Below are 25984 nucleotides of genomic sequence, written 5' to 3'. Positions count from 1 at the left end.
AAAAGACTTAACTATTTTAAAGTCAATAAAAAAAACTTCTAAATTGAAGGCTTTTATATGTATGAACAATTAAAGTTTTCTACTAATAACGTAATCTAGCATTATTTGTAAAGATTTTTTCGCCTCTGAATCTGGAAACTCAGCAAGTATATCCAAAGCTTTTTGTTGATAGTCTTTCATCACTTTTATGGCGTAATCCATTCCACCAGAAGTTTTAACATATTCCACCAACTCACGAACCTTTTTAGTATCGTTATTATAGCGCTTTATGGTATTAAAATATTTTTTATAATTCTCTGGTGTCGAATTTTTTAAAGTATAAATTAAAGGTAGCGTCATCTTTTGCTCTTTGATATCGATGCCTACAGGTTTTCCAATGATATTACTACTTGTATAATCGAACAAATCATCTTTAATCTGAAAAGCCATTCCTGTATAGGTGCCAAAATCTTGCATTTTCTTAGCCAAAACCTCATCAGAATTGTTTGACAAAACACCAACTTCGCAACATGCTGCTATAAGTGTGGCTGTTTTTTGACGAATAATTTCGTAATAAACCTCTTCGGTAATATCTAGTTTTCTAGCTTTTTCCAATTGAAGCAGCTCTCCTTCCGCCATCTCGCGAATCGTTCTGGAAATCACCGAAAGCAAGTCGAAATCTTTGTTATCCGTAGAAAGCAACACCGATTTTGACAACAAATAATCGCCCACCAAAACAGCAATTTTGTTTTTCCAAAGCGCGTTGATGGAAAAGAAATTTCGTCTTTTAAAACTCTCATCAACAACATCGTCGTGTACCAAAGTCGCGGTGTGAATCAACTCAATCATAGAAGCGCCACGATAGGTTTTTTCATTAACATCCCCCACTAATTTTGCACATAGAAATACAAACATCGGACGCATCTGTTTTCCTTTGGTTGTCACGATAAAACGGGTAACTTTATCCAATAAGGACACATTACTTTTCATCGATTCATAAAACTTTTCTTCAAAAAGTTTCATTTCAGAATTTATAGGACGTTTGATTTCTTCTACGATATTAGCCAATGTAAGTTATATTATATGATAGCAAAGATAATTTTTTATTAGCGAGAAACGAAATTTCGTTATTCTAATTTTTCTTTTGGGATAAAATATAGTCTAGGTTTGACCGTTCCTAGTGGCGTTTTGAATAATTCACTTGAGAGATAAACGCCTTCAGTATTTACTGCAATTCCTTCTATCTGACCAACTGATAACGCACTGCCCAAATGGTATTTTTTAGGTATTTTACTAAAAAACATCTGATTATCCGACTCATCGAAAATCATTAAATAGACCTGCGTCATCTTAGTATAGCCAACTAGATATAGTTTTTTTTCAAAATAAGCCGCATCTGTCACGACAAAACCCGTATTGTAAGATTCTATTTTTGTAGCTTCTTGAGAATTAAAATTATCGGGATCGATTTCGTAACGCGAGACACTTCTACTCGCCCACTCTTTCGTAAAAATCTGAATTTTTTGATTATAAAAAATCATAGCTTCAGCATCAAAATCGGTATTAAGATTATTAGATATAAAATCTTTTTGTTCAGGATATTGAAATGAAATAACTTTCGTCGAATCAGTTTTAAAGTCAAAATCCTGATACGGAATTTTATATATTTTTAAATCCTTTCGTGTACCATTATTATTCCCAAAATCTCCAATATAGACAGAAGTAGAATCCTTTGTTACGGCTTCCCAATCGCGATTTTGAAGTTGCGTCGGGATAAATTTTTCAATCTTTCCGTCTTTTGGATTTAATAAAAATAAATCGCCTGAATGCCCGCTGTCATTAAAGCTTAAAAGTTGATCTCCCAAAAAGTCTAAACCGGAGCCTTCACGAAGCGAATCTGACAAATCCGCAATTTTAAAACTTCGAATTTTAAAAACATCTGTTTGTTGGGCAAAAACAAAATTTGCACAAAAAACAAACATAAACAAAACCCGAAATCTCATTTAATATTAAGCTGTTTTGGATTCTTTTTTAACAGTCTGAGCATTTTTCTTTGCCCAATATTCGCGTTGGTAATCTTTCACGGTTTTTCCTTTTCCGTCATGTCGCCAACCTGGTGAATTAAAAATATAATTGAATCTATCTTTTATCGTAAGATTGGGTTGACGGAGATCATTTGCAATTTTTCGCCATTCATATAACAAAGTCGTAACTGGCCCATCATCTGGCATTTTGGGATAAATCCCAAACTTTACGGGTACTTTTGGATCTTCTGGCTCGAACGTTCCAAAAATCTTGTCCCAGATAATAAATACCATTCCCATATTTCTGTCAAGATATTTGATATTACATCCATGATGAACACGGTGGTGAGATGGCGTTACCATAATATATTCTAAAAATCCCATTTTCTTAACCGTTTGTGTATGCACCCAAGTTCCATAGACTTGCCCTACAGCATAACAGACCATAATTGACCAAGGATTAAATCCTAAAAATGCCAATGGGGAAAAGAATAAATATCGGTATAATGGCTGGAAAACTGGACTTCTAAATCCTGTTGTCAAATTAAAATATTCGGAATTGTGGTGTGTAATATGGACTGCCCAAAAGGCTCTGGATTTGTGATCGACAACGTGATGAAAATAATAAGCTAAATCGGTCATCAAAAAGCATAATACCCAATAATACCAAGTTCCCATATCGAAATCGATCAATCGGAAACTATAGAAGAAAAACATAACGCCCATGGCGAAAGCCTTCATAATTAAATCAAGGCTAAAGTTCATCAATCCAAGATAGACATTGGTAAACAAATCTTTTTTACTGTAGAGTTTAGCTTGTGCCACGCTACTGTATATCATTTCTGCCAAAATAACGGTTGCATGTAACGGAATCGACCATGCATACACACTTTCTAAAGCGTTTTCTCCAAATACAAAATCCATTTTAAGATAAATTTTTATTCAATAATTATTATGTTGCTTTATTTGCTAATTGTCCGCACGCCGCATCTATATCTCCTCCACGACTGCGTCTTACCATCACCGTAACACCGGCTTTTTCCAATTCGCGGACATAGCGTTCTTCCGCTTCAATACTACGATGGTCAAACTTTCCTTCACCAATGGGGTTATATTGTATCAAATTAACTTTGCTAGGTACTTGGCGGGAATATCTTATCAAAGCTTTAATGTCTTCATCTTTATCATTAATGCCTTTCCAAACGCAATATTCAAATGTAATAACGGAACCTGTTTTTTGATACCAATATTGCATGGCTTCCATAATCTCGGTCAAAGGAAATTTTTCCGAAAATGGCATAATCTCATTTCTTGTTTTTTCTACCGCAGAATGTAGAGATAATGCTAATTTCACTTTTATATTTTCATCCGCCAACATTTTAATCATCTTCGGTATTCCCGATGTAGAAACGGTAATACGTCGTGGCGACATGCCCAATCCGTCTGGTTCTGTAATTTTACGGATGGCTTCTACAACATTTTTATAATTCATCATCGGCTCTCCCATTCCCATAAAAACAATATTGGAAAGTGGACGATCAAAATACATTTTGCTTTGGCTGTCAATAAGTGCCACTTGGTCAACAATCTCCGCCACTTCTAGATTCCGCATACGTTTTAACTTCGCTGTAGCACAGAACTCACAATTAAGCGAACATCCAACTTGTGATGATACGCAAGCCGTAGTACGTGTTTCCGTAGGAATCAGTACAGATTCCACCATCAATCCGTCATGAAGTTTGACACCGTTTTTAATAGTTCCGTCTTTTGACTTTTGAAGCAAATCAACAGCAATTGGATTAATTACAAAATCTCGGGTAAGATTTTCTCTCAGGTTTTTCGAGAGATTGGTCATATCTTCAAACGAATGTTGGTTTTTACTCCATAACCAATCGTAGACTTGCTTGGCACGAAATGATTTTTCACCAATGCTTTCGAAGTAGTCTTTAAGTTGATCCAGAGAAAGTGTACGAATATCTTTCAAATTCTATAAATTTTACGGTGCAAAGATAAGTCTTTTCGCATAGAGCCTATCTACCTTAATTATTGATTTATAGAAAATAATCCAAATTTATTACATATTATATCGCGACAAAGTTTATGTATCTTTGCAAATACAAACATATTGGATATATGACCTTTGATCAACCTTTTGACACACCATTTCGTATAACGTTTACATTTGAAACTTTAATTGAAGAAATAAAATCTTTAGCTAAAACAGATGCTTTATACGCTGATCAGCACAAGTTTGTGTTAAATGAGATTGAAAAAAATCCTAATCTGTCAAAGCCTTTAACAGATCGTTTACTTAGCGAAAACGATGCTTTTTACAAACAACTTCTTAAAGAACTTTTTCCGCCATTACTTTCGAATAATGAGATAAAAGCAGTCGGAATACCGTTTGCTAATTTCATTTATAATCCGACAAAACGTTTTCAGAAAATCCTTGAGAATGCGGGCGAAGAGTTTTATTTACAGATTAGTGGTTTCACGGCAGAACAATTCTATGTCCTTAGTTGTTGCGTAATTTTGGAAGCCTACTTCAACGCACCTTTCAAAATGGAGACGCCTTTCGTGTACGATATCCCAAGTAAAGAAGGCTATGTTAATCATTATCGTGTGTTGACCAATGCAGAATTTATTAAAATTAACCCAACCGAAACTTCCAAAATTCTCACCCAAGAAGAAATCGAAGAACTGGTTGACAACTACGATAATATTGATCTTTGGAAAGAAAAATTCCCGCCCAGCTCATGGGAAATCCGAGGTTTTGGGATTATCAATATGTACGATGCGACTTCAGAAGTTGCGATTTCGAATCTTAAAAGTCAACTGATTCAGGCTAAAGATGATTTTCGAAATATTAAAAAAGATGTTACCGACATTTTTCGTTCTATTTTCCGAATCGCCGATTTAGAAATTGGCTATACTGCTATTAATTATAAAGAAAATAAGTTTGAGATAACACCCATCAACACTGTTATTGAAAGCAAAATACTATCAACGATTCCCAAACAATTCTTCTCTGACAAAATCCACGAAGCTTTACTACAAAATGTTAAAGACCGTCGAAAATATTTCAGTATTTCTGACATTGATAAAATTGAACATGATAAATCCGAAGGTTTTATTATTGCTAATTTTAAAAAATTGGGAATTAAAAGTGCTGTTTTTGTACCTCTTTATAAAGAAGGAAAATTGCTCGGCATCATAGAGCTAATTTCGGCATCGAAATCCCTCAACAGTATCAATGCCAATAAGATGGATGGTTTCGTTATTTACTTAGAAGATACAATCAATCAGTTATACGAATCTATCGAAAATCACGTTGCCGCGCTTATTCAGCAAGAGTACACCTCTATCCATCCAAGTGTTTATTGGAAATTCCATGACGAGGCGATGAAGCATATTAACATCATGCACGATCAACCAGACAGGTTGCCTTACAAGAATATTATTTTTGATAAGTTGATTCCTTTTTATGGCCAATCGGATGTTAAAAGCTCGAGTAATGTTCGTAACAATGCGATTTTAAAAGACATAAAATCCAATCTGGATATTCTTATCACTTTGCTAAAAAGCTTAGAATGTTGTCAAGGTTTAGATGATATTATTTCTAAAGTTAAAACCAAAAGAAGCGAATTGAAAATTGGTCTAAAAGCCAATACAGAAAGCGAAATTCAGACTTTTCTTCAAGAGGAAATTTATCCCGTTCTTAACCGTTTAAAATTTGAAAGCCTTAGCAACAACGAAGAGATAACGATTTACTACAAACAATTCGAGAGAAATTCTAATGTTGTTTATCACCACAGAAAACAGTTTGACGATAGCATTTCTATGGTAAACAAAGAACTTAGTAATCTGCTAGACAAACGCCAAGACGAACAGCAAAAACGTTTTCCATTTTATTACGAACGTTTCAAAACCGACGGTGTGGAGCATAATTTCTACATGGGTGCCAGCATTGCACCGTGGCTAAGTTTTGATGATGTTTATCTCAAAAATCTTAGAATCTGGCAACTTCGAGTGATTACAGAAAGCGAAATTATTTTCCGAAATCTTAGCGAAAAACTTCCTATGAAGTTAGAAATTACGTCCTTAATTTTGGCTTATAGTGCGCCAATTAGTATAAGATTCCGAATGGATGAAAAACGCTTTGACGTTGATGGTAGTTATAATGCGCGCTACGAAATGATTAAAAAACGTATCGATAAAGCTTTAATAAAAAATTCTAACGAACGTCTTGTACAAACAGGGAAACTGAGTATTGTTTTTTCGCAAAAAAACGAAAAACACGAGTATCTGAAATTTATTAAAATTCTTCAAAACGAAGGCCACTTGAAAGATAATATTGAAATCGTTGATATCGAAGATCTACAAGGTATTGCAGGATTGCAAGCCATACGCGTCGGTATTAATTATGAATCAAAACAAATGAACTACGAGTTTTATCCAGAAATATAGTTTAAGATTGTAAATACAAAAAAGCTGCTCAATAATAAGTGGCTTTTATATTTAAATAATTAAATAACTTCTCGAAAAGCGAGGTAAAAAGTAATCACCGACACCAAAATCCCAATTGTAAAAACAGTATAAGTCGTTCTAAGAATTTTATACTTTCGGTTAAGCACAACGCCAAGATAATAAAGGTCTTTCGACATGCTATCGTAGAGATAATTGCGGTCTTTCATCATTTCCTTCATCGCCCACATATATTCATCAATAGGCATTTTATGAAAATTTCCAAAAAATAAAAGATTGACTTTTCGCTCCTCAATTTCTTTTCTCGTAAAAGTTCCGCTAGATACTTTTGGGCGTGTTGACATAATCGCCATAATAATACTTGCCACACTAAAACCTACCATTACAAAAGTCGGAATGATTAAATGTGCATTGTTCGGCGAGTCCAATTTTGGGATAATCGTCGACAAAGCCACCGAAATTATAATCGCATTAACAGACAACAAAATGTTGGCTTTGGTATCTGCTATTTGGCTCAATCTGGTATGATTGTTCATCGTTACCCGAAACATCGTTTCAATAGCACGTTCTGGCGTTTCTATTTTCTCAAGCTTTTTCTTATTCAGTAAAGCTTTTTCATCTTCTGTTTGATTTTTTTTGTCCTTGTCTTCGATAAGTTCCGCAATTAGCTCAAAAGTTTTTTCAAGATTTTTTTGCTTCTGAACCTCCCAATTTTTCTTAGCGTAATCGGTATAAAATTGATGTGTTTGACTCAAAAAGGTCAAATTGGTGTTAGCCCAATCCAGTTTGCTAATTTTCTTTTGATAAACTTGTTTGCACTCTTGGCGCAAAGCTTCTGTAATGGCAAAAAAATCTTCCGAACCAATATGCGAGCAGTCCGCATCTTTAATAATTTTTTCTAATAAATTCTGCGGAACATAGGTTAATGATGTGGCATGGATTAATTGCTTAACAGCGTTAATTTCTGCTTGCGAAACCTGTTCTTGTTTCAAAAACTTTTCGGCTTCCTGCATACCAACATTTTCGTGTACAGAACAAGATTGACAATAACCAACATCATGAAACCACGCTGCTAATGTTAAAATTTCTTTATCTGTTGCATTAACATTTTCTTCATCAGCTAACAATTCCGTAGCCGTAACAACTCTTTTGGTATGGTCAAGATTATGAAAAGAATAAACGGGAGAAAGCTTATCTTTGAAAAGTTGAATAACGTATTGCTCTGCCTTGTTAACGATGTTCATTATTAAATGTTTGATTCAAATTTATGAAAATATTTACTGCAAAATATGGAATGCTTTCTGTCCTCGCAATAATAAGTATTTCTTGTGCTACAGAAAAAGCCCAATATGGAAAAGATATAAAAAACTTTAATACTACTCAACGTATAAAAGACCAAGATATTGCCCATACTTTCTATTTAGTTGGCGATGCCGGAAACGCAGACAAAGAACACACAAAGAAAATCCTCAATCAGTTTCAGCAAAAATTGGATTCTGCAGATGCTAACAGCACTCTTTTATTTTTAGGTGATAACATTTATCCAAGTGGTTTGCCGACAAAAGATTCCAAAAATCGTAAGTTGGCAGAAGAAAAACTAGATGACCAAATTGCTTTGATGAAAAACTTTAAAGGTCAAGGAATTTTTGTCCCAGGAAATCACGATTGGTACAGCAAAGGCATCATCGGCCTAAAAGAACAACAAGATTATGTCATCGAAAAAACGGGTAACAAAAAAGCCTTTTCTCCAAAAAATTCTTGTCCTCTCGAAACCCGAAAAATCGGAAAAGATATTGCCTTAATAACTGTTGACTCCGAATGGTTTTTGGCAGATTGGGACAAAAATCCAGGCATCAACGAAAAATGCGACATCAAAACCAGAGAAGATTTCTTTACCGAATTTGAAGATCAACTCGGCAAAAATCAAAACAAAACCATCGTTGTAGCAATACATCATCCATTAATAGACCATGGCTCTCATGGCGGTTATTATTCGATGGAGAAACAGATTTTTCCTTTAGAAAATAAATTCCCATTACCGATTTTAGGAACTGGAATTAATCTGATGCGCGCAACAGGCGGCATAACCCATCAGGATTTATCCAACGCCAATTACCGAAAATTAGCCAACAGATTGCTAACGCTTATCGCAGACAAAAACAATGTTATTGTTGTTTCGGGGCACGATCACAATTTGCAGTACATCGAAAAAGGAAAGATTCGACAAATTATTAGCGGTGCAGGCTCCAAATCGGAAGCGGCTGCTGCTATTTCTAAAAATGATTTTTCGTACGGAAATAATGGTTATGCGGTTTTAAAAATTTCAAAATCGGGCGATGCTGAAGTGTCGTATTACGGTCGCGAAAATGAGAAAGAGAAATTATTATTCCGCCGTTCTGTCTTACAGGCGGACAATTATACTGTCAAAAATTACGAGAAAAACTTCCCAACAACAACGACAACTAGTATTTACAATTCGAAAGAAACCGAAAAATCAAAACTTCACAAATTCCTTTGGGGCAATAATTATCGCGAAACTTACAGCACCCCAATTACAGTTCCCACATTGGATTTGGACACATTGCTTGGTGGCGCCAAAGCCACTCGCGCAGGCGGCGGACATCAAACCAACTCTCTACGACTGGACACGCCAAAAGGCGAATACGTGATACGAGCACTTCGTAAAAGCGGCGTCCGATTTTTGCAGTCGGTTGCTTTTAAAGACCGTTATGTTGTTGACGATTTCGAAGGTGGTTTTGCCGATCAATTCTTATTAGATTTTTACACATCTTCCAATCCTTATACGCCTTTAGCCATCGGCGCTTTAGCAGAGTCTATCGGCATTAAACATACAGATCCAAGTTTATATTTTGTACCAAAGCAAAATGCGCTTGGAAATTACAATCAAACTTTTGGTAACGAATTGTATTATCTTGAAATTCGCCCTGCAGAAACAGAAGAAAATCCCAACAAAATCTTAAGTACAGAAGATGTTATAAAACTCTTGGCTAAAGACGAAAAATACAAAATAGACGAAGCCACCTACATCCGTGCAAGATTATTCGACATGTTAATTGGCGATTGGGACAGACATTATGACCAATGGAAATGGGAACAAAAAAATGTGGGAGACAAAATTTATATCTCTCCAATCCCAAAAGACCGCGACCAGGCTTTCGTTAAATACGATGGATTGGCTACGCAAATGTTTTTAAATTTTCCAGGGCTACGACACATGCAAAGTTTTGGACCAAATATTAAAAAAATTAAATGGTTCAATATGGAGCCTTTCCCACTCGATTTGGCATTTACCAACCATGCAACCGAGGAAGATTGGAAACGCGAAGCCGATTTTATCAAAACCCATCTGACCAAAACGGTGATTGATAAAGCTTTTACAAAACTCCCAAAAGAAATCCAAAATCTAGATGTAGAAAACATCAAACAAAATCTGGAACATAGAAAACAGAATTTGCAAAAATACGCTTCTGACTATTACAAAGTTTTACGAAAAAATGTCATCTTAACCGGAACGAATAAAAAAGATAAATTTGTTATCACGCGACTTCCCAACCAAGAAACAGAAGTCAAAATCTATCGAAACAAGCAAGATGGCGAAGAATTGACATTTCAAAAAAACTATTTGAAAAAAGAAACTTCAGAAATTTGGATTTATAGTTTGGGCGACGAAGACGAACTTATTGTCAATGGAAAACAGAATAATCCAATAAAACTTCGACTTCTCGGCGGTCTCAATCATGATACTTATAAAATTGAAAAAGACAATCGCGTCAGTATTTATGATTATAAATCCAAAAACAATACGATCCCCGCCAATACTTCTGCAAAACTCACAGACGATTACGAGCTCAACGAGTATAATTATAGGCGTCTGAAATACAGCTTTTGGAGTGGAATGCCAAATCTTGATTACAATCCAGATGACGAAATTGTGTTAGGCATGACAACAACTTTTACCAAAAAAAGATTTAAAAACAATCCATTTGCTGCAAAACACAGTTTAAAAACCAACTATTTCACTGGTTCTAAGGGGTACGAAATCGCCTACGAAGGCATTTTTCCAAGATTGGTTGGCCATTGGTATTATGGCTTGAATACAGGATTCACAGGTTCTCATTTTATTAGAAATTATTTTGGTCAAGGCAACTTAACAATTAATGAAGAAAAACTTTATGATGAAGATTTTTACCGTATCCGTGCAAAAGAATTCTATGTAAAACCATCGATTAACTGGCGAAAAAATGCAAGTTGGTTCTCAGCAAGCCTCGTGTATGAAGCTTTAAAAGTTGAACCAACGGCAAATCGTAGAGTTAATTTACCAGGCGTTGTAGACGCGCATCTTTTCAACACACAACATTTTGCAGGATTGGATTTTGAATTCGATTTTGAAAATTTAAATAAAAAAGTAAATCCTAGTTTGGGAATGAAATTTAAGCTTGGTTTCAATTATCGCCAAAACCTCAACAATTCTGAAAAAAAATTGCCAAGTTTGGTAACTGGTTTAGGGTTTATTCATTATTTTACCAATAATGAGAAGCTAATTCTTAGCACTTATGCTGAAACAAAATGGTTGCTTTCTAATCATTATGAATTTTACCAAATGGCAACTTTGGGAGGCAACAATAATCTTCGAGGTTTTAGGTTTGATCGTTTTTATGGAAAAACAAGCTATTTCCAAACCACCGACTTGCGTTTGGATTTAGGAACTGTCAAAAACTCATTCGTGCCGATTAACATTGGAATTTTCGGTGGATTTGACTATGGACGTGTATGGATCCCGAATGAAATTACCGACAAATGGCACAACTCTTATGGTTTGGGATTATGGCTGAATGCTTTGGACATGCTCGGCGTAGAAGCCAGCTATTTCCGATCTAGTGATGGCGGCAGAATTGCCATTGGTTTTGGTGTAGATTTTTAAATTTAATTATAAATAAAAAAGAGAAGTTTTTAGCTTCTCTTTTTTTGTATTTATTGTTTTAAGAATTTTTGTCTTTCTTCATCAAAACTCAAGATATATTCACCTTTTTCCAATCGCGAAATATTAATGGCTTTTCCATTATTAAAAGTTCCGTTTTCCAAAAGTCGTCCATCCAAAGAGAAAATTTGGTAGTTTGTATCTTTTGTTAAACCTGAAACAAAAAGTTCGGTCTTTGCAGGATTTGGATATAATTTAATTTTTGAAGTTTTAATATCGTTGGTTTGTAAGTTATTATCACGTATAACCGACGAATTCCTGGTTAAAATCTGTAAATCTTGGTTGAAATAAACCGCCGTTACCGGAAAACCAACTTCTTTTGTGAAATACTGATTGTTAGAAGTATGATCTAAAACCAAATCTACCGATTGACCATTGGCTCCAGCAACTTTTATAGGCAAAGGCATTTCAAAAAAGCTCACCGAATTATGGCTTTGGGTTTGCGAGATTTTGAAAGTCACAGCCGTTGTCGTTGCTCCAGGTTTCCAACGCACTGTATAGCTTGGATAACCTTGCCCATAAATCCAATCATTAAAAAATTCGGTATAATCTTGCCCCGAAAAGCTATTCACAAAATCAACAAACTCAGCAGTTTTCGCATAACTATTTGCAAATTGTGGCGCTGTATGATAAGCTTTTAGCATGTTATAAAAATTAGCTTCCCCCATTTTCCACTTTAACATTCTCAACACATAAGCGGCTTTTCCATAAGACATTCGACCATTAAAAATTTGTCCGAAAGTAGGTTCTGGATTATGGATATAGACACTGCCATCCGTCACACTTGTAATATAATCCATTTCATTTTGAAGATAGCTTTTAAAGTTTGATGGTGTCATTACTAATTTTTCGTAAACCAAATGTTCTCCAAACGTTGCAAAACCTTCATTAAGCCAGATATCGTTCCAAGTTCCACAAGTAACTTTATCACCAAACCACTGATGTGCCAACTCATGCGCAATAAGACCCTGCGAGAAATACCCCATACTGCTCATGGTAGTATGCTCCATCCCGCCACCAGCATTGAACTGCATGTGTCCATATTTTTCACTTCGAAAAGGATATTCGCCAAAATGCTCTTCAAAAGTTGCCATGCAGGTTTTGGTCCAATTAATCGCTGCCATTTGTCCACTATTATTAGCTGTAGACGGATATATGTAATTAATGAACGGAAAAGCATTTGCCCCACTTCCGAAGCTGTCAGTAAGTTTAACGTAATTTGTAATTCCTAGGGCGACAAGATAAGCTGGCGTAGGAATATTGGATTTCCAAAAAGTCGTTTTTTTTCCTGATCCTATATTGGTTTCTGAAACTAAAACACCATTCGCTGCAACATTATACTGCGTTGATGTTGTAATTTTAATATCCAGTTTTTCAATTTTATCATTAAGACTTTGCTTGGTTGGCCACCATTCTTTAGCGCCGAAAGGCTCTGACAAAGTCGCTAAAATAGGTACGCCACTTTGGGTTTGTGAGGTAAAGGCATCTTGCGAATCATCTGGAGATCCACTATAAGTAATTGATAATGAATCTAAAGCCGATGCAGGAATCGACGTTGGAAAATTGATTTTAATTTCTTTACTAGCCAATTGCTGGAAACTAAGATTTTGATTGTGGTACTTGACTTGGCTAACTGTAAGATTATTTGCTAAGTCAAAATAAATCGTATTGGATGGACTTAACATTTTAAAATGTGAAGTCACAGTACCTTTTACAAATTGTTGTGCCGGATCCAAATCCAACTCCATTCTTATATATTGGAGATCATAATTAAGTGTATTTGGATTTTCGTTCTCATTAAAAAGCAAAGATTTTGCTGCTTTTTGACGTTCGCTTTCTATTATTTTATCTTGCTGTATTCTGGTCTGGGCCTGACTTAACAACGAAATTGAAGATAAAATTAAAATGATAAAATTTGTTTTCATAGGCAAAAAAAATACTCGCGAATTGCGAGTATTAAAAATATAAAATATTGTGTTACAAATCTAAGGTTGGATCCAAAAGTTGTTCCATTCTATTTTTAACTTGAGAAACCGAACCATTGTAGTTATTGATTAATAATGAGAAAACTAAGGTTTTGCCAGTTCTTGTTTTAATATAACCTGCCAAGGTTTTCACGCGGTTTAAAGTTCCTGTTTTTGCGAAAATCTGTCCATTAGAATTGGACAAAAACATTCTTTTAAGCGTTCCTGTTTGTCCAGCAATTGGCAAGGATTCAAAATAATCGTTATAATACGATTCTTTCATCAGTTTGGATAAAAATTTAACCTGCGCCATGGGGGTAACAAGATTACTTCGTGAGTAACCACTACCATCTGCATAACTTAAATTTTCGACATCAAAAGATTTATCTTCTAAATGAGAAAGGACAACTTTTTTTCCACTTTCAGCCAATTGATCGCCTGCAACATAAAAGCCAAGACATTTCAGTAGCGATTCAGAAAGTGCATTATCACTATGTTGGTTGACATAATGCACAATTTCTGATAAACTTGGTGACTTATAATTACTAAGTATTTCGCGAGGTTCTGGCGTTTGATCCATAAATCTCGACGTTACTTTTCCAACAACTGGAAATCCAGATTTTTGCATCGTAGCTTTCAAAGAATTAGCGACAGCCATAGGTGGCTCAGCTAATTTTGTAGTCAATCCCATCCCTTCAAACTTGTCTGCATATACCATTTTGTTATTGTATGGCGATATATAAAAATAGCGTTTCTCATTATTGAAAGGATTATTTTGTTTTACAATAAATCTTTCGTTGCGAGGATCAATATCTTTTGTTGTACCAACGGGTAAATAGTAATTATTATGGTCTAACCAAACAATATTGGCAGGCAAATCCTTTTTATTTTCTTTGAAAACCGCTGTTTCTACGATGATCTCGCCATTTACTTTTTTTATTCCTTTATCACGAATAGCAGTTATAAATTGCGAAACCAGACCAGAAGTCGTTGTAGAACCCACGCGTGCTGCTCCAAAAGAAGGATCACCACTACCAATAATGTACAGATTGCCATCCAACACACCATTTTCATCAATTATTCCAGAATACTCCAACTGGGTGTTCCAACGGAAATTTCCTCCAAAATAAGAATAAGCCGTCTCCGTTGTCAAGAGTTTGGTTGTTGAAGCTGGAATTAATGGTGCCTCCTCATTATACGATGTAATTACTTTGTTGCTTTTCGGGTCATAAACAACAAAACCCCAATTAGCTGTTCTTAAAACAGGATCCGTAAACATTCTGTTGATGTTAACTTCAATATTCTCTTTTGGTGTCAACAAAGATTTTTCGGGCGAAATCTCTTTCGCCAAAAGACCTGGTTGCTCGTAAAATTGAGGAATTGAAGATACTGCAGATGTTTGTGCAAAAATGCAAATGGAAAAACCTAAACTAAGTACGCTAAAGCTCTTTTTAAATTTATTCATTCTCAAACATTTAGATAAAATTTTGAATAATTAATAATCCGAAATCATTAATATAACTCAACCTTTTTCAAAACGAGGTAAAGATATACAATATTGCCTCTTTAACTAAAATATGCGGTTATAAAAGCCTATAAACTTTGTTAAAAATTGTTAAAAATCGACAATTATGCCTTTTCTTATAGATTTGTATGCGCTAATTTCATCAAATTCTTGCAGACTTTTTAATATCAAAGTTTTGAATTCCTGATATTTTTTCCCTCTCGGAAGTTTAAGCAAAATCTGAAACTGATACATATTGTTCAATCGTGCTATAGAAGCGGGTTCTGGACCCAGAATACATTCTTCGGGTAAATATTTTCTTAGAATAGATCCCAAAAACTGAGAGGCACGATTCACTTTATCTTCTCGGCGATGCTTCAACTCTATCATAATGAGCTTTGTAAACGGCGGATAATGAAACTTCTTTCTTTCTGTGAGGAAATAATTGTAAATACCCGAAATATCTTCTTTTTGAATCAGCTCAAAAACTGGATTTTGAGGATTGTAAGTTTGAATTAAAACTTTTCCTTTTCCTGAAACCCTTCCCGCTCTTCCCGAAACCTGCGTCATCAACTGGTAAGCGCGTTCCTCAGCACGGAAATCCTGAACATATAACATAGAATCTGCTCTCGGAATCGCTACCAATTCAATATGATCAAAATCTAAACCTTTGGAAATCATTTGTGTTCCTACAATGATATCGGTTTCGCGGTCTTCAATTTTTTCGTAGAGTTTTTCGTACGCAAATTTCTTACGCATTGAATCCACATCCATTCTATCAACTTCTGCGTCAGGGAAAAGTTTGGACAATTCTTCATGAATTTGTTCCACACCAACGCCTCTTTCATTGAGGTTTTCGGAATGACATTTAGGACAAACTTTCGGTTTTGAAGCTCGTTGACCACAATAATGGCATTTCATTTCATTCGAAAATTTATGATACGTCATCACCACATCGCAATTGGAGCAATAATTAACGTAACCACAAGATTCACATTCTACAACATTGGCGTAACCACGGCGGTTATGAAGAACAATAGTTTGATTTTTATGTTCTAAATTCTGACGAATATTTTCCAATAAATAAAAGGAAAAATCTCCCGAAACATTCTTAGAATCCTGAGCTTCTTTAAAATTAATCAATTCAAATTTCGGCAAATCCACATTCCCGAATCTTTCACCTAGAAAAACATATTTCAACTTATCTTTTTGAGCCGCAAAATAGCTTTCTACAGAAGGTGTTGCCGAACCCAAAATAAGATTCGCTTTATATTTCTGAGCTAAAATTTGAGCCGCATCTTTAGCATTAAAAACGGGTGAAACTTCACGTGGTCTATATGCCGAATCATGCTCCTCGTCTACGATTATCAAACCTAAATTCTGATAAGGAAGAAACAACGCATTTCGAGTTCCGATAAGAATTTTAAACTCGTTATTTTTTATTTTTCTCCAAACTTCTACCCTTTCAAAATCGGTGAGTTTTTGATGATAAAATCCTAAAGCAGAACCGTATTTTTTCTCTAAACGCTGAGTAATCTGCTTGGTTAAAGCAATTTCTGGAAGCAAAAACAAAACATTTCTATCAGAATTAATACAGTCTTCAATTTTTTCTAGATAAATATGGGTTTTCCCCGAAGAAGTCACACCATGAAGAAGAACATTTTTATGTTCAGCAAAAGCTTCATCCACAAGAATTTTAGCTTGGGTTTGGGCTTCCGTTAAAACTTCTAAATCTTCGGTTTCGCCTTCAAAACTTTGCAAACGATCTTTCTGCAAATAATATTCGTCCACCCAATTTTTATCCAACAAAGCTTTGATATGGGAGGCTCCAAAATATCCATCATCAAACAAATCCGATTTTTTTATTGCGAGATCTGGATTTTCGGTTTGCTTTTCTAAAATCGCTAAAAAAAGTTCCTTTTGTTTTGGCGCTCTTTTCAGTTGAGCCAAAATTTCTGTCAGTTGAAAATTCTGTAAAACCCCTTCTTTAATCCTCACATAAGCCACTTCTTTGGCTCGGTATTTTTCCGCAACCTGCTCATCAATTTCAATATATTGCAAATCAATTAACGAGTTGATGGTTTTTATGATTTCTTTTTTTGGAATAAAAGCCTCGATATCCGTTAAATTAATCACTTGACGGACTTCCAAAGCTTGAATAAGATACATTTCGTTCACATCCAAATTCTGAAAATCTACAACAGCATTGGGTTTTAATTTTAAATAGGTTTCACTTTCCAATTTTAAAGACGATGGAAAAGCAAAACGATAAATATCGCCTAAATTGCAGAGATAATAGTCGGAAAGCCAATTCCAAAACTGAATTTGCTCAATGGGTAAAATAGGTTTTTGATCAAGAATATTGATAATTTCTTTCGGAACAAAAGTTTCGGGGACGTTTTGATGCAAATCCCAAACAATTCCTGTGTAGATTTTTTTCCCACCGAATTGCACCAAAACACGCATTCCCAATTGGATTTCGCTCAATAATTCATCGGGAACTTTATAGGTAAAAGATCCTTCTAAATGTAGTGGCAAAATAATCTGGGCGTAATGCAAAATCTAAATTAAAGCGTAAAAATAAAGTTTAATTTAGAAAAGTGCAATTTGGTTTTTCCAAAAAAGTTTTACAATGTGATATGAAGTTGTTGTCTGTGTCAATTTATTTTTCACCTTTATCCATCCCAAACATGGAATCTATCATCTTATTGGCGATTTCCCAAGTGCCCGTAAAGGTTTCCATTACTTCATTCCAACCTTGAATAAGATCTTCTTTGATTAATAATTTAAACCAACCTTCCTGTGTGGCATCTTCGTTGTTTTCTCTCTGTGTTTCAATGTAATTTTTGGCATGTTCTACCAAATCTACTTTGTCTTTTCCTTGATTAGTATTTTCTGAATCCATTGTGTGTTATTTTTAAAAGTTCACATTAAAGTTACGAATCTTTTAGAATATCCATTAAATAAGTTTTATTAAGAAATGTATTTTTAAATCAATTAAAACAAGAATTCAATCACTTTATACCAAATTGCGGATGTACAAAAGCCCACAACAATGCTTATTCCGATGATGAGATTGGTGAGTTTTGTGTTGAGTCTAAACTGTTCTGCAATGATGCTGGAAGTTACCAAAGTGGGCATTGCGGCTTCGAAAATGGTAATTTTTGCCACATCTCCTTTAATTCCGAGAATTAAAGCCAAAACCAAAACAATTGCAGGCGCCAAAATTAATTTATACAACATAGAAGTTGAAATTTGGGGCATTAATTTTTTCCAACCATTGAATTTAAGTTGTAATCCAACAGAAAACAAGGCCAAAGGTCCAACCGTTGCTGCCAATTTGTCGAAGAACGGTTCTGCGATCGTTAAATTCACAAACTGAGAAATCACCAAAGCACTTATACAACCAATGAAAGGCGGAAAAGTGAAAAGTCTTTTCAGAATAAATTGTGCACTTACATTTCCAGATTTGCTTCCTCCTTTTAATGCAGAAATTATTCCTAAAGTGGACAATCCTAAAAACATGGTTTGGTCGCAAATAATAGCAATACTCAGTAATTTTTCGCCATAAAAAGCAGAAATCAACGGAAAACCAATGAAAGAGGTATTGCTGTAACCGCTCGCCAAATCCAACGTACTTTGAGATCTTCTAGAATAGCCTTTGTATTTGCAATAGATTTTCATGAAAACCCCACTTCCTACTGCAATTAAAAGCGTTGCAAAAATGGGAAAGAGCATTTCTTTGGACCATTCTACTTTCGGTAAATATTTAAAAGAAACAGCGGGTAAAGCCAAGTAAAGAATCCAAGTATTGATGCCTTTGTGCGCATCGGGATGTATAGATTTTGTTGCTTTGAAAACCATTCCAGCAATGATGCACATTGCTATCAAAACAAAATTTACCATTTTTTAGATTTTAGATTTGAAACTTAAGACCGCAAAGTTACTTTAGCTGAAAAAAAGAGAAAAACTTGAGTGAAAAAATTTAAAAAAGATGTCGAAAATCATTTAATGACAATAATTGAAATAACTGATTCATATTTGGTGAAAGCTTCAAAAATTATTAAAGTTGTTGCAATAATTTTCTTAATTCTTGTATGTCAATTTCCTCCGAATCTTTTGAAATACACGCAGAATGTAGATAATCAAAATCTTGTTTTAAAATATCAACATTCTCTGATCTCACGCCGCCACCCACTAAAATATTAATTCTATTGTTCGCTAAAGTTTTTAATTTTTTTAAATTTTCCAAACCTTGCATTGCAGAAGCTTTGCCACCTGAAGTGAGGATGGTTTTGAAACCACATTTGATAACATCTTCTAAAGCCTGCTCCTGATTTTCTATTCGGTCGAAGGCACGATGAAAAGTACACGGAATTGCGCCTGCATGATTAATTAAGTCTAAATTTCTATCAAAATCCAGTTGGTTATTTTCATCCAAAATTCCAAAAACAAAACCATCCGCTCCCACTTCTTTTAGCATCATCAAATCGGATTTCATTTGTTCAAATTCTTTTTCGTTGTAAAAAAAATCGCCACCTCGCGGTCTTATCATCACAAAAATAGGAATATTGGTTTTGGCTTCCAATCTTTGTAAAGTTTCGATATTTGGCGTGATGCCTCCCAAAGAGTAATCTTCGCAAAGCTCTATTCTATCTACATTTTCTTGAATAGCAATTAATGCAGAAGTTTCGTTAAAACAAGCAATTTCAATTTTTGACATCATTAGATTTTTTAAATGGACCAAGGTTTATTTTAAACTAAATTCAGGTTTTTCTAGGCGATTTCCCTTTTGATCATGAACCGCAAAGCTAAAGCCATCCTGAATACAATAGGCGCCGTATTCGCCTTTTTTGTTCAGTGCGATAAATCCAACTTGAATTTCCTTCAAACTTTCCCCTCTTGATTTCGCAATGTTAACAATTCGTTCTACGGCTTCTCTACAAGCATTTTGAGGTGTACGACCTTGCCGCATCAACTCTACTACTAGATGCGTTCCTACCGTCCTTATGACTTCTTCGCCATGTCCCGTTGCCGTAGCTGCACCGACTTCGTTATCGACAAATAATCCCGCACCTATTATCGGAGAATCGCCCACTCTGCCGTGCATTTTGTAAGCCATGCCACTCGTGGTGCACGCGCCCGACAAATTACCATGAGCGTCCAAAGCAATCATCCCAATGGTATCGTGGTTTTCAATATTAACAATAGGTTTGTATTTGCTATCTTTGAGCCACTCTTTCCATTCTTTTTCAGATTCTGGAGTGAGAAGATTTTCTTTTTTAAAACCTTGCGTCAACGCAAATTCTAATGCGCCGTGGCCTACCAACATTACATGTGGCGTTCTTTCCATAACAGCACGCGCCACAGAAATTGGATTTTTGATATGTTCTAAAGCTGCTACCGAACCAATGTTATATTGATGGTCCATAATGCACGCATCCAAAGTTACTTTACCATCGCGATCTGGTCTTCCGCCGTAGCCAACGCTTCGTTCAGCTGGATCATTCTCTACTAAAATTACGCCTTGCTCAACAGCATCCAAAGCTTTTCCATTTTGGGACAGAATTTTCCATGCTTCTTTATTGGCTTGAAGCCCAAAGTCCCAAGTTGACAATACAATAGGTTTGTTAACTGACAGTGGCGTCATGCTTTCTAACAATTCGGCAGCTTTCAATGGCACTAAAGCACTTGCTGCGGTTACAACACCTATTTTTTTTAAAAAAGTTCTTCTGCTATTCATTTTTATTTTTTCTTAACTGATTGCAAATAATATTGCAAATTGATTTTAAAGAAATTTTATTTTTTCGAATTATCAAATCAATTTTCCATTTAAACATTCGTATAAAAAAAATCAAATGGAGTGTTTATTTAAAGCTAAAATTTGATTCAATAAATATAAGAATTATTCAAAAAAAAATCTTGTCAACTTTCGCTAACAAGATTTTATATTTTGTGAAAAACAAATTAAGATTGTTTTCTACGTTTTAATTCTTTTTCGATAAGAGCCAGCTCTCGCCCTGTTTGTCCTGCCACAGAGGTGTTTTCTTGTGCTCTTCTGGTAAGGTACGGCACCACATCTTTAACAGGTCCGTAAGGAAGATATTTGGCTACATTATATCCCTTATCTGCCAGAAAATAACTAATATTATCGCTCATCCCATACAATTGTCCAAAATGTACATGTTGATTATCGTGTTGTAATCCTTTTGCTTGCATTTTGTCCATGATAAGCTCTGTTGATTTTTCGTTATGAGTTCCGAAAAATGCAGACACACGATCGAGATTATTCATCATAAAATCAATTCCTGAATTGTAGTTTCTATCAGAAGCATCTTTGTTGGGCTGGATAGGATCTGGATAGCCTTTTTCTGTTGCTCTCTCTCTTTCCTTCTCCATATACGCGCCACGAACGATTTTGTAGCCAATGAAATAGCCTTTTTCTTTCGCACGTTGTAGATGTTCTTCCATATATTCTAGACGGCCAGTTCTGTACATTTGGATGGTGTTCCAGACAATTGGTTTTTCTTTATTATACTTCTCCATCATCTCTTCGCACAGCTTATCGGCAGCATCTTGCATCCAAGTTTCTTCGGCATCAACCATTACTTTTTTGTCGCTTTCGTAACAAAGTTTACAAACTTCATCAAAACGATTAACAATGCGTTGCCATTCTTCCTTTTGACTGCTTGTAAGCTCTACACCTTTTCCAACTTCTTCGTACAAATCAATTCTACCAAAAGCAGTTGGCTTGAACACCACAAACAGAATTGCTGGATTGCCAATAGAAAAACGAACGATATCTTTAATCTCTTTGCAAAAAGCATCGAAAGTCTCCTCGTCAACTTTTCCTTCAATAGAATAATCGAAAATACTTCCTATTTTATGTTTAAATAAAGTTTTGACAACCTTCATACTTTCTTCGCGCGATTCTCCACCACAGAACTGCTCGAACAAAGTTTGTTTAACAATTCCATCTACGAAAGGAAAATTGTTTTTTACAACAAAATTAAGCATAGAAACGCCAACATTCGTCAATGTCGGGTTTTCGATAGCTTTGAACATCCAATAAGCTTTTTTGAGCTGGCTATCGGTTTTGTCTGCAAAAGCTAGTTTGGTATCATTGAAAATACTCATGTCTCGAATAAAATTAGATTGCTCAAAATTAAGCAATCCTAATCATTAATTCTTAAAAAAAAAAACATTTTGAAAGCCTCGCATTGCTGAAAAATCTCATACTTTTGCAAAAATGCCTTTTATGATAAGTTTACTAGACGAAAATTTCAGCAGTTTAAATATATTTTTGAAACAAAACATCGCGAGTAAAATCTTTATTCTTGTTGATGAAAACACGCATGAAGATTGTCTTCCGACTTTGTTGGCCAATATGGAAACAGATTTAGCTTTCGAAATTATAGAAATCGAAGCTGGTGAAGAGAACAAAAATATTAACACAAGTGTTCAACTTTGGGAAATACTTGCTGACTTGGAAGCTGACAGAAAAGCTTTAGTCATAAATCTGGGTGGCGGCGTTGTTACCGATATGGGCGGTTTTGTTGCATCAACTTACAAACGTGGCATCCCATTCATTAATATTCCGACAAGTCTTTTGGCAATGTGCGATGCGTCCATAGGTGGGAAAACGGGCATTGACCATCAATATTTAAAAAACATTATCGGGACATTTGCTGAGGCCGAGCATGTTTTTATTTATCCTGATTTTTTAGAAAGTCTAGATTTTGTACAGCTAAGAAGTGGTTTTGCAGAAATGCTAAAACATGGCTTAATTGCTGATGCCAAACATTGGGAACAATTGGTTGCAATTTCTGAGTTGTCTGTGGAAAATCTTCGTCCACACATTTTAAGAAGTACAGAAATAAAACAAGAAATTGTTGAAAAAGATTTTAAAGAACAAAACATCCGCAAAAATCTAAACTTCGGACACACCGTTGGTCACGCCATCGAAAGCCTTTTCCTTGCCAACAACCAACTTCTTCCGCATGGTGAAGCTGTGGCTTTAGGAATGATTATCGAGACGCATCTTTCGTATCTCATTCAACTAATTACTGAAGAAACTAGTTTAGAAATTATTCACAAAATTCAAACATTCTTTCCGTATGTTGATATTTTGGACTTTAGTAATGAGGCGATATTGTCTTTGATGCTAAATGACAAAAAAAATGCAAATGGAGCTATTAATTTTTCGTTGATTGAAGGGGTTGGCATTGGCGTTTTTGATCAAAAAGTGAGCGAAAAGCATTTAATTTTGGCTTTAAACTACTACCGAAATTTAAAAAAATAGCGATTAAAAAACAGATTTTTTAGATGTTTAAAAAAAAACAACACAAGCACATAACAATTTAAAAATCAATAATTTAAAACAAAACATTTAACATTTATAATAAAAATAAAGTCTATAAATTTCGAATAATTTAAACGTTTTGGCAAAGTATTTGAAAGGACTCTTGTCGTAAAACAAAAAATTAAAATTGAAATTTAAAATTTAATATTATGAAAAAGTTATTTGTAGGATTAGCAGTTGTAGTTGGATCAATGTCGTTCGCACAACAATTCGGGATTAAAGCAGGAGCAAATATTTCTTCAATTTCAAAAGATGGCTTCGAGGATACAAAATCAAAAGTGGGTTTCAACGCTGGTGTGTTCATGAATGCTCCTTTATCTGAACAATTCAGTATTCAACCAGAGGTGATGTATAGCCAAATGGGATCAAAAGTTAACTTTACAGATAATACGTCTGCAACACTAAAGTTAGATTATATCACAGTACCTGTTATGTTCCAGTTTAATGCGACGCCGCAATTCTATCTAGAAGCAGGTCCTGAGTTTGGATTCTTAGTAAGTTCTAAAGCGAAAGGTGAAGTTAATGGAAGTGGTGAAACAACCGTGGATTTAGACAAGGATAGATTTAACAGCTTTAATATGGGTGCTGGATTGGGTCTAGGATTTAACTTCAATAAAAATATAGGTATCAACGCGCGTTATGTAGCTGGCTTTACTGATATTAATAAAAACGGTAACACCTCATTAGAAAATAATGATAACAAAAACAGAAATAATACGTTCCAAGTTGGACTGAATTATAAATTCTAAGCTGTTATACTAATCAAATTTAACCTAAAAAGACCGAGAAAATTCTCGGTCTTTTATTATTTAAAAATAAGTTGATTATTTTTTCACGAATTTTTGATTGGTAGATTTACCGTTTTTATCAATAATTGTAATGATATAAGTTCCTGATTTTAATTCTGTTAAATTAACTGTATTATCAAGCAACTGGGTTTCTTTGATTTGACGTCCTGACAAATCGGTAATTTTGACCAAAGTTTTGGCATCAGCATTGTTGACATATAATATGTCTTTCACTGGATTTGGATAAATCGTCACATCAGATTTTTTAATATCCGATGTTGCTAAAGTGCCTTGCGAAAATTTGAAATCATCTAGAATAAGGTAAAAATCGCCACTATTAAGCTGTTGTCCAGAAACTCTTAGTTTGAAAGCTGCGTTTTGAGGAACTTCACCCGCAGGAATTGTATAGCTAAAATTAGCACATGTGATAATCTGATTAAGAGCAATAGTACCAATATTAGTATATGTTGTGCCGCCGTCAATCGAATATTCTACAAACATTGTCCCGTCTACAACATTATTGCTTTGAGCAGGGAAATTGTAAGTTCTATATTTAAAAGAAACATCTATAGATTGTCCATTGGAAGAAAAAGACGAAAAGGTCGTAGAGCCCGTTTTTCCGCCTGACCAAAAATTTCTGATTAGCCCATAACTCCCTTCACAAACTGGTGTGGTTTTACTTCTAAAAAAAGAAGCATTGGCGAAATCACCATTATCAACTTCAAAACCTTGACTTTTATTAATTTGACCAAAAGATAAAGCAGCAAATCCAACTGCTAAAGAACATAAAACTTTTTTCATAAAACTATATTTAAAATTTAGGATTGCAAGAATAATCAAAAAATTAGAAATAAAAAAATTCGCTACCAAAAGACAACGAATTCAATAATTTTTAAAGCAATTTGTTATTATTTCAGTTTTTTTCGAGGCAAATTCATTAATACAATTGCAAATAGGATTAACGCAATCCCACACCATTGGATAAACTCGACACGTTCTTTCAATAAAATATAAGCCATCATTACAGAAACCGGTAATTCCATAGAACTAATGATGCTTCCCAAGCCTAAGCCAGCTTTTGGAAAACCAGAATTAAATAAAATCGGTGGTAAAATGGTTCCGAAAAGCGATAAGATTAAACCATATTTCCAAAAAATACTAAAATCAAATGCTCGAATATTATCTGGATTGTCGGAGAACATTGCATAAATTGATTTTAAACCATCAAAATAAAAAGGTCCTATTTGTCCAAAAAATAAAAACAAACTAACGATAATTGCACCGCCTAATAGCATAAACAATGTCTTACGAAACGGCGATGCATAAGTCGCAATACTATTTGCCGCAAACATGGTTGTAGAGAAGGATGATGCTGCAAGAAGTCCCCACATAAGACCTCTCCAATCCATCTCAATATCTTGGTTCAAAATATTTGTTGCTAATAAAGTTCCTACTAAAACAATAATTACCGAAATTATTTTTCGGACTCCTGGCTTTGTTTTTTTCAGAAAAGCTTCGATAACAACGCTGATCCAAACGGACTGCATTAATAATACAATAGCGACAGAAACATTGATATATTGTACTGCTAGGTAATAAAACAAACTGGTACATCCCATTGAGGTTCCTGCCAGGATGAGTTTTTTCTTGTCAATATTCGTAATATTTGGATAAGCTTTCTTCGAGACTTTGGATTGGTAAATGTTTAGCAATAACATTCCTAAAATCCCCAAAACAAATTGTGAGGCAGTTACTTCTGCGGTTGTAAATCCTTCTTTATAAGCCAACTTAACAAATGTGGCTAACATTCCGTAAAAGCTGGCACCTAGTCCTACTAGGATGACACCTTTTAATACATTATTCTGTTGCATAAAATCTT

Annotated in this window: 19 protein-coding genes; 4 read left to right on the top strand and 15 right to left on the bottom strand. The window is 34.8% G+C overall.

Translation table 11 applies throughout. From position 1 onward, the window contains the following. Positions 1 to 69 precede the first annotated feature (69 nt). From ACVFVN_RS11400 to rlmN, 4 genes are all read right to left on the bottom strand, one after another. Positions 70 to 1047, bottom strand: coding sequence for a polyprenyl synthetase family protein (locus ACVFVN_RS11400; protein ID WP_456235347.1), 978 nt, complete (start codon positions 1045 to 1047; stop codon positions 70 to 72). A 59-nt stretch (positions 1048 to 1106) separates the two neighbouring features. After that, positions 1107 to 1883, bottom strand: coding sequence for a hypothetical protein (locus tag ACVFVN_RS11395; protein WP_456235346.1), 777 nt, complete (start codon positions 1881 to 1883; stop codon positions 1107 to 1109). A 105-nt stretch (positions 1884 to 1988) separates the two neighbouring features. Then, positions 1989 to 2927, bottom strand: coding sequence for a sterol desaturase family protein (locus ACVFVN_RS11390; RefSeq protein WP_456235345.1), 939 nt, complete (start codon positions 2925 to 2927; stop codon positions 1989 to 1991). 28 nt (positions 2928 to 2955) lie between these two features. Beyond that, a complete protein-coding gene (rlmN, locus tag ACVFVN_RS11385; protein WP_165132217.1) occupies positions 2956 to 3987 on the bottom strand; it encodes a 23S rRNA (adenine(2503)-C(2))-methyltransferase RlmN in 1032 nt (343 codons plus the stop codon). 149 nt (positions 3988 to 4136) lie between these two features. Here rlmN and ACVFVN_RS11380 point away from each other — a divergent pair, with 149 nt between their 5' ends. After that, positions 4137 to 6470 (top strand): GAF domain-containing protein, encoded by a 2334-nt coding sequence (locus ACVFVN_RS11380; protein WP_456235344.1) that lies wholly within the window; start codon positions 4137 to 4139, stop codon positions 6468 to 6470. A 59-nt stretch (positions 6471 to 6529) separates the two neighbouring features. Here the strand turns inward: ACVFVN_RS11380 and ACVFVN_RS11375 are convergent, their stop codons facing one another. Then, entirely contained in the window at positions 6530 to 7732 is a 1203-nt protein-coding gene (locus ACVFVN_RS11375; RefSeq protein WP_456235343.1) for a Pycsar system effector family protein, read from the bottom strand. Between the two features lie 23 nt (positions 7733 to 7755). Here ACVFVN_RS11375 and ACVFVN_RS11370 point away from each other — a divergent pair, with 23 nt between their 5' ends. Further along, positions 7756 to 11430 (top strand): metallophosphoesterase, encoded by a 3675-nt coding sequence (locus ACVFVN_RS11370; protein WP_456235342.1) that lies wholly within the window; start codon positions 7756 to 7758, stop codon positions 11428 to 11430. A gap of 50 nt (positions 11431 to 11480) precedes the next feature. Here the strand turns inward: ACVFVN_RS11370 and ACVFVN_RS11365 are convergent, their stop codons facing one another. The 8 genes from ACVFVN_RS11365 to ACVFVN_RS11330 form a co-directional block, all read right to left on the bottom strand. Beyond that, a complete protein-coding gene (locus ACVFVN_RS11365; protein ID WP_456235341.1) occupies positions 11481 to 13412 on the bottom strand; it encodes a M1 family aminopeptidase in 1932 nt (643 codons plus the stop codon). 52 nt (positions 13413 to 13464) lie between these two features. Then, the gene (gene dacB, locus ACVFVN_RS11360) at positions 13465 to 14916 is read right to left on the bottom strand and encodes a D-alanyl-D-alanine carboxypeptidase/D-alanyl-D-alanine endopeptidase (RefSeq protein WP_456235340.1); all 1452 of its coding nucleotides are present in this window, start codon (positions 14914 to 14916) and stop codon (positions 13465 to 13467) included. Positions 14917 to 15066: 150 nt separating this feature from the next. Continuing rightward, complete coding sequence (gene priA, locus ACVFVN_RS11355) at positions 15067 to 17514, bottom strand: replication restart helicase PriA (RefSeq protein ID WP_456235339.1); 2448 nt, start codon at positions 17512 to 17514, stop codon at positions 15067 to 15069. Between the two features lie 103 nt (positions 17515 to 17617). Next, the gene (locus ACVFVN_RS11350) at positions 17618 to 17860 is read right to left on the bottom strand and encodes a hypothetical protein (RefSeq protein WP_456235338.1); all 243 of its coding nucleotides are present in this window, start codon (positions 17858 to 17860) and stop codon (positions 17618 to 17620) included. A 92-nt stretch (positions 17861 to 17952) separates the two neighbouring features. Further along, a complete protein-coding gene (locus ACVFVN_RS11345; RefSeq protein ID WP_456235337.1) occupies positions 17953 to 18861 on the bottom strand; it encodes an AEC family transporter in 909 nt (302 codons plus the stop codon). 157 nt (positions 18862 to 19018) lie between these two features. Continuing rightward, positions 19019 to 19681, bottom strand: a complete 663-nt coding sequence (locus ACVFVN_RS11340; protein WP_228455918.1) for a copper homeostasis protein CutC — start codon at positions 19679 to 19681, stop codon at positions 19019 to 19021. Positions 19682 to 19705: 24 nt separating this feature from the next. After that, the gene (locus tag ACVFVN_RS11335; protein WP_456235336.1) at positions 19706 to 20698 is read right to left on the bottom strand and encodes an isoaspartyl peptidase/L-asparaginase family protein; all 993 of its coding nucleotides are present in this window, start codon (positions 20696 to 20698) and stop codon (positions 19706 to 19708) included. Between the two features lie 224 nt (positions 20699 to 20922). Next, entirely contained in the window at positions 20923 to 22092 is a 1170-nt protein-coding gene (locus tag ACVFVN_RS11330; protein ID WP_456235335.1) for a proline dehydrogenase family protein, read from the bottom strand. 121 nt (positions 22093 to 22213) lie between these two features. On the opposite strand from ACVFVN_RS11330, the gene aroB reads away from it, so the two are divergent. Then, on the top strand, positions 22214 to 23257 hold the full coding sequence (gene aroB, locus ACVFVN_RS11325; protein WP_456235334.1) for a 3-dehydroquinate synthase: 1044 nt from the start codon (positions 22214 to 22216) through the stop codon (positions 23255 to 23257). Between the two features lie 209 nt (positions 23258 to 23466). Further along, a complete protein-coding gene (locus ACVFVN_RS11320) occupies positions 23467 to 24066 on the top strand; it encodes a porin family protein (RefSeq protein ID WP_456235333.1) in 600 nt (199 codons plus the stop codon). Between the two features lie 75 nt (positions 24067 to 24141). On the opposite strand, the gene ACVFVN_RS11315 is transcribed toward ACVFVN_RS11320, so the two are convergent. Next, entirely contained in the window at positions 24142 to 24906 is a 765-nt protein-coding gene (locus ACVFVN_RS11315) for a T9SS type A sorting domain-containing protein (RefSeq protein WP_456235332.1), read from the bottom strand. A gap of 107 nt (positions 24907 to 25013) precedes the next feature. Continuing rightward, on the bottom strand, positions 25014 to 25976 hold the full coding sequence (locus ACVFVN_RS11310; protein ID WP_456235331.1) for an EamA family transporter: 963 nt from the start codon (positions 25974 to 25976) through the stop codon (positions 25014 to 25016). Positions 25977 to 25984: the final 8 nt, after the last annotated feature.

Source organism: Soonwooa purpurea (genome assembly GCF_053891095.1).
Note: the sequence above shows the minus strand (reverse complement) of the source record. Positions and strands in the feature narration are given on the sequence as shown.

Excerpts from the sequence above, each read along its gene's own strand:
- ACVFVN_RS11390 (WP_456235345.1), bottom strand. The coding sequence starts at position 2,927 with ATGGATTTTGTATTTGGAGAAAACGCTTTAGAAAGTGTGTATGCATGG.
- ACVFVN_RS11380 (WP_456235344.1), top strand. The coding sequence starts at position 4,137 with ATGACCTTTGATCAACCTTTTGACACACCATTTCGTATAACGTTTACA.
- ACVFVN_RS11375 (WP_456235343.1), bottom strand. The coding sequence starts at position 7,732 with ATGAACATCGTTAACAAGGCAGAGCAATACGTTATTCAACTTTTCAAA.
- ACVFVN_RS11370 (WP_456235342.1), top strand. The coding sequence starts at position 7,756 with ATGAAAATATTTACTGCAAAATATGGAATGCTTTCTGTCCTCGCAATA.
- ACVFVN_RS11365 (WP_456235341.1), bottom strand. The coding sequence starts at position 13,412 with ATGAAAACAAATTTTATCATTTTAATTTTATCTTCAATTTCGTTGTTA.
- dacB (WP_456235340.1), bottom strand. The coding sequence starts at position 14,916 with ATGAATAAATTTAAAAAGAGCTTTAGCGTACTTAGTTTAGGTTTTTCC.
- ACVFVN_RS11350 (WP_456235338.1), bottom strand. The coding sequence starts at position 17,860 with ATGGATTCAGAAAATACTAATCAAGGAAAAGACAAAGTAGATTTGGTA.
- ACVFVN_RS11345 (WP_456235337.1), bottom strand. The coding sequence starts at position 18,861 with ATGGTAAATTTTGTTTTGATAGCAATGTGCATCATTGCTGGAATGGTT.
- ACVFVN_RS11340 (WP_228455918.1), bottom strand. The coding sequence starts at position 19,681 with ATGATGTCAAAAATTGAAATTGCTTGTTTTAACGAAACTTCTGCATTA.
- ACVFVN_RS11335 (WP_456235336.1), bottom strand. The coding sequence starts at position 20,698 with ATGAATAGCAGAAGAACTTTTTTAAAAAAAATAGGTGTTGTAACCGCA.
- ACVFVN_RS11330 (WP_456235335.1), bottom strand. The coding sequence starts at position 22,092 with ATGAGTATTTTCAATGATACCAAACTAGCTTTTGCAGACAAAACCGAT.
- aroB (WP_456235334.1), top strand. The coding sequence starts at position 22,214 with ATGATAAGTTTACTAGACGAAAATTTCAGCAGTTTAAATATATTTTTG.
- ACVFVN_RS11320 (WP_456235333.1), top strand. The coding sequence starts at position 23,467 with ATGAAAAAGTTATTTGTAGGATTAGCAGTTGTAGTTGGATCAATGTCG.
- ACVFVN_RS11315 (WP_456235332.1), bottom strand. The coding sequence starts at position 24,906 with ATGAAAAAAGTTTTATGTTCTTTAGCAGTTGGATTTGCTGCTTTATCT.
- ACVFVN_RS11310 (WP_456235331.1), bottom strand. The coding sequence starts at position 25,976 with ATGCAACAGAATAATGTATTAAAAGGTGTCATCCTAGTAGGACTAGGT.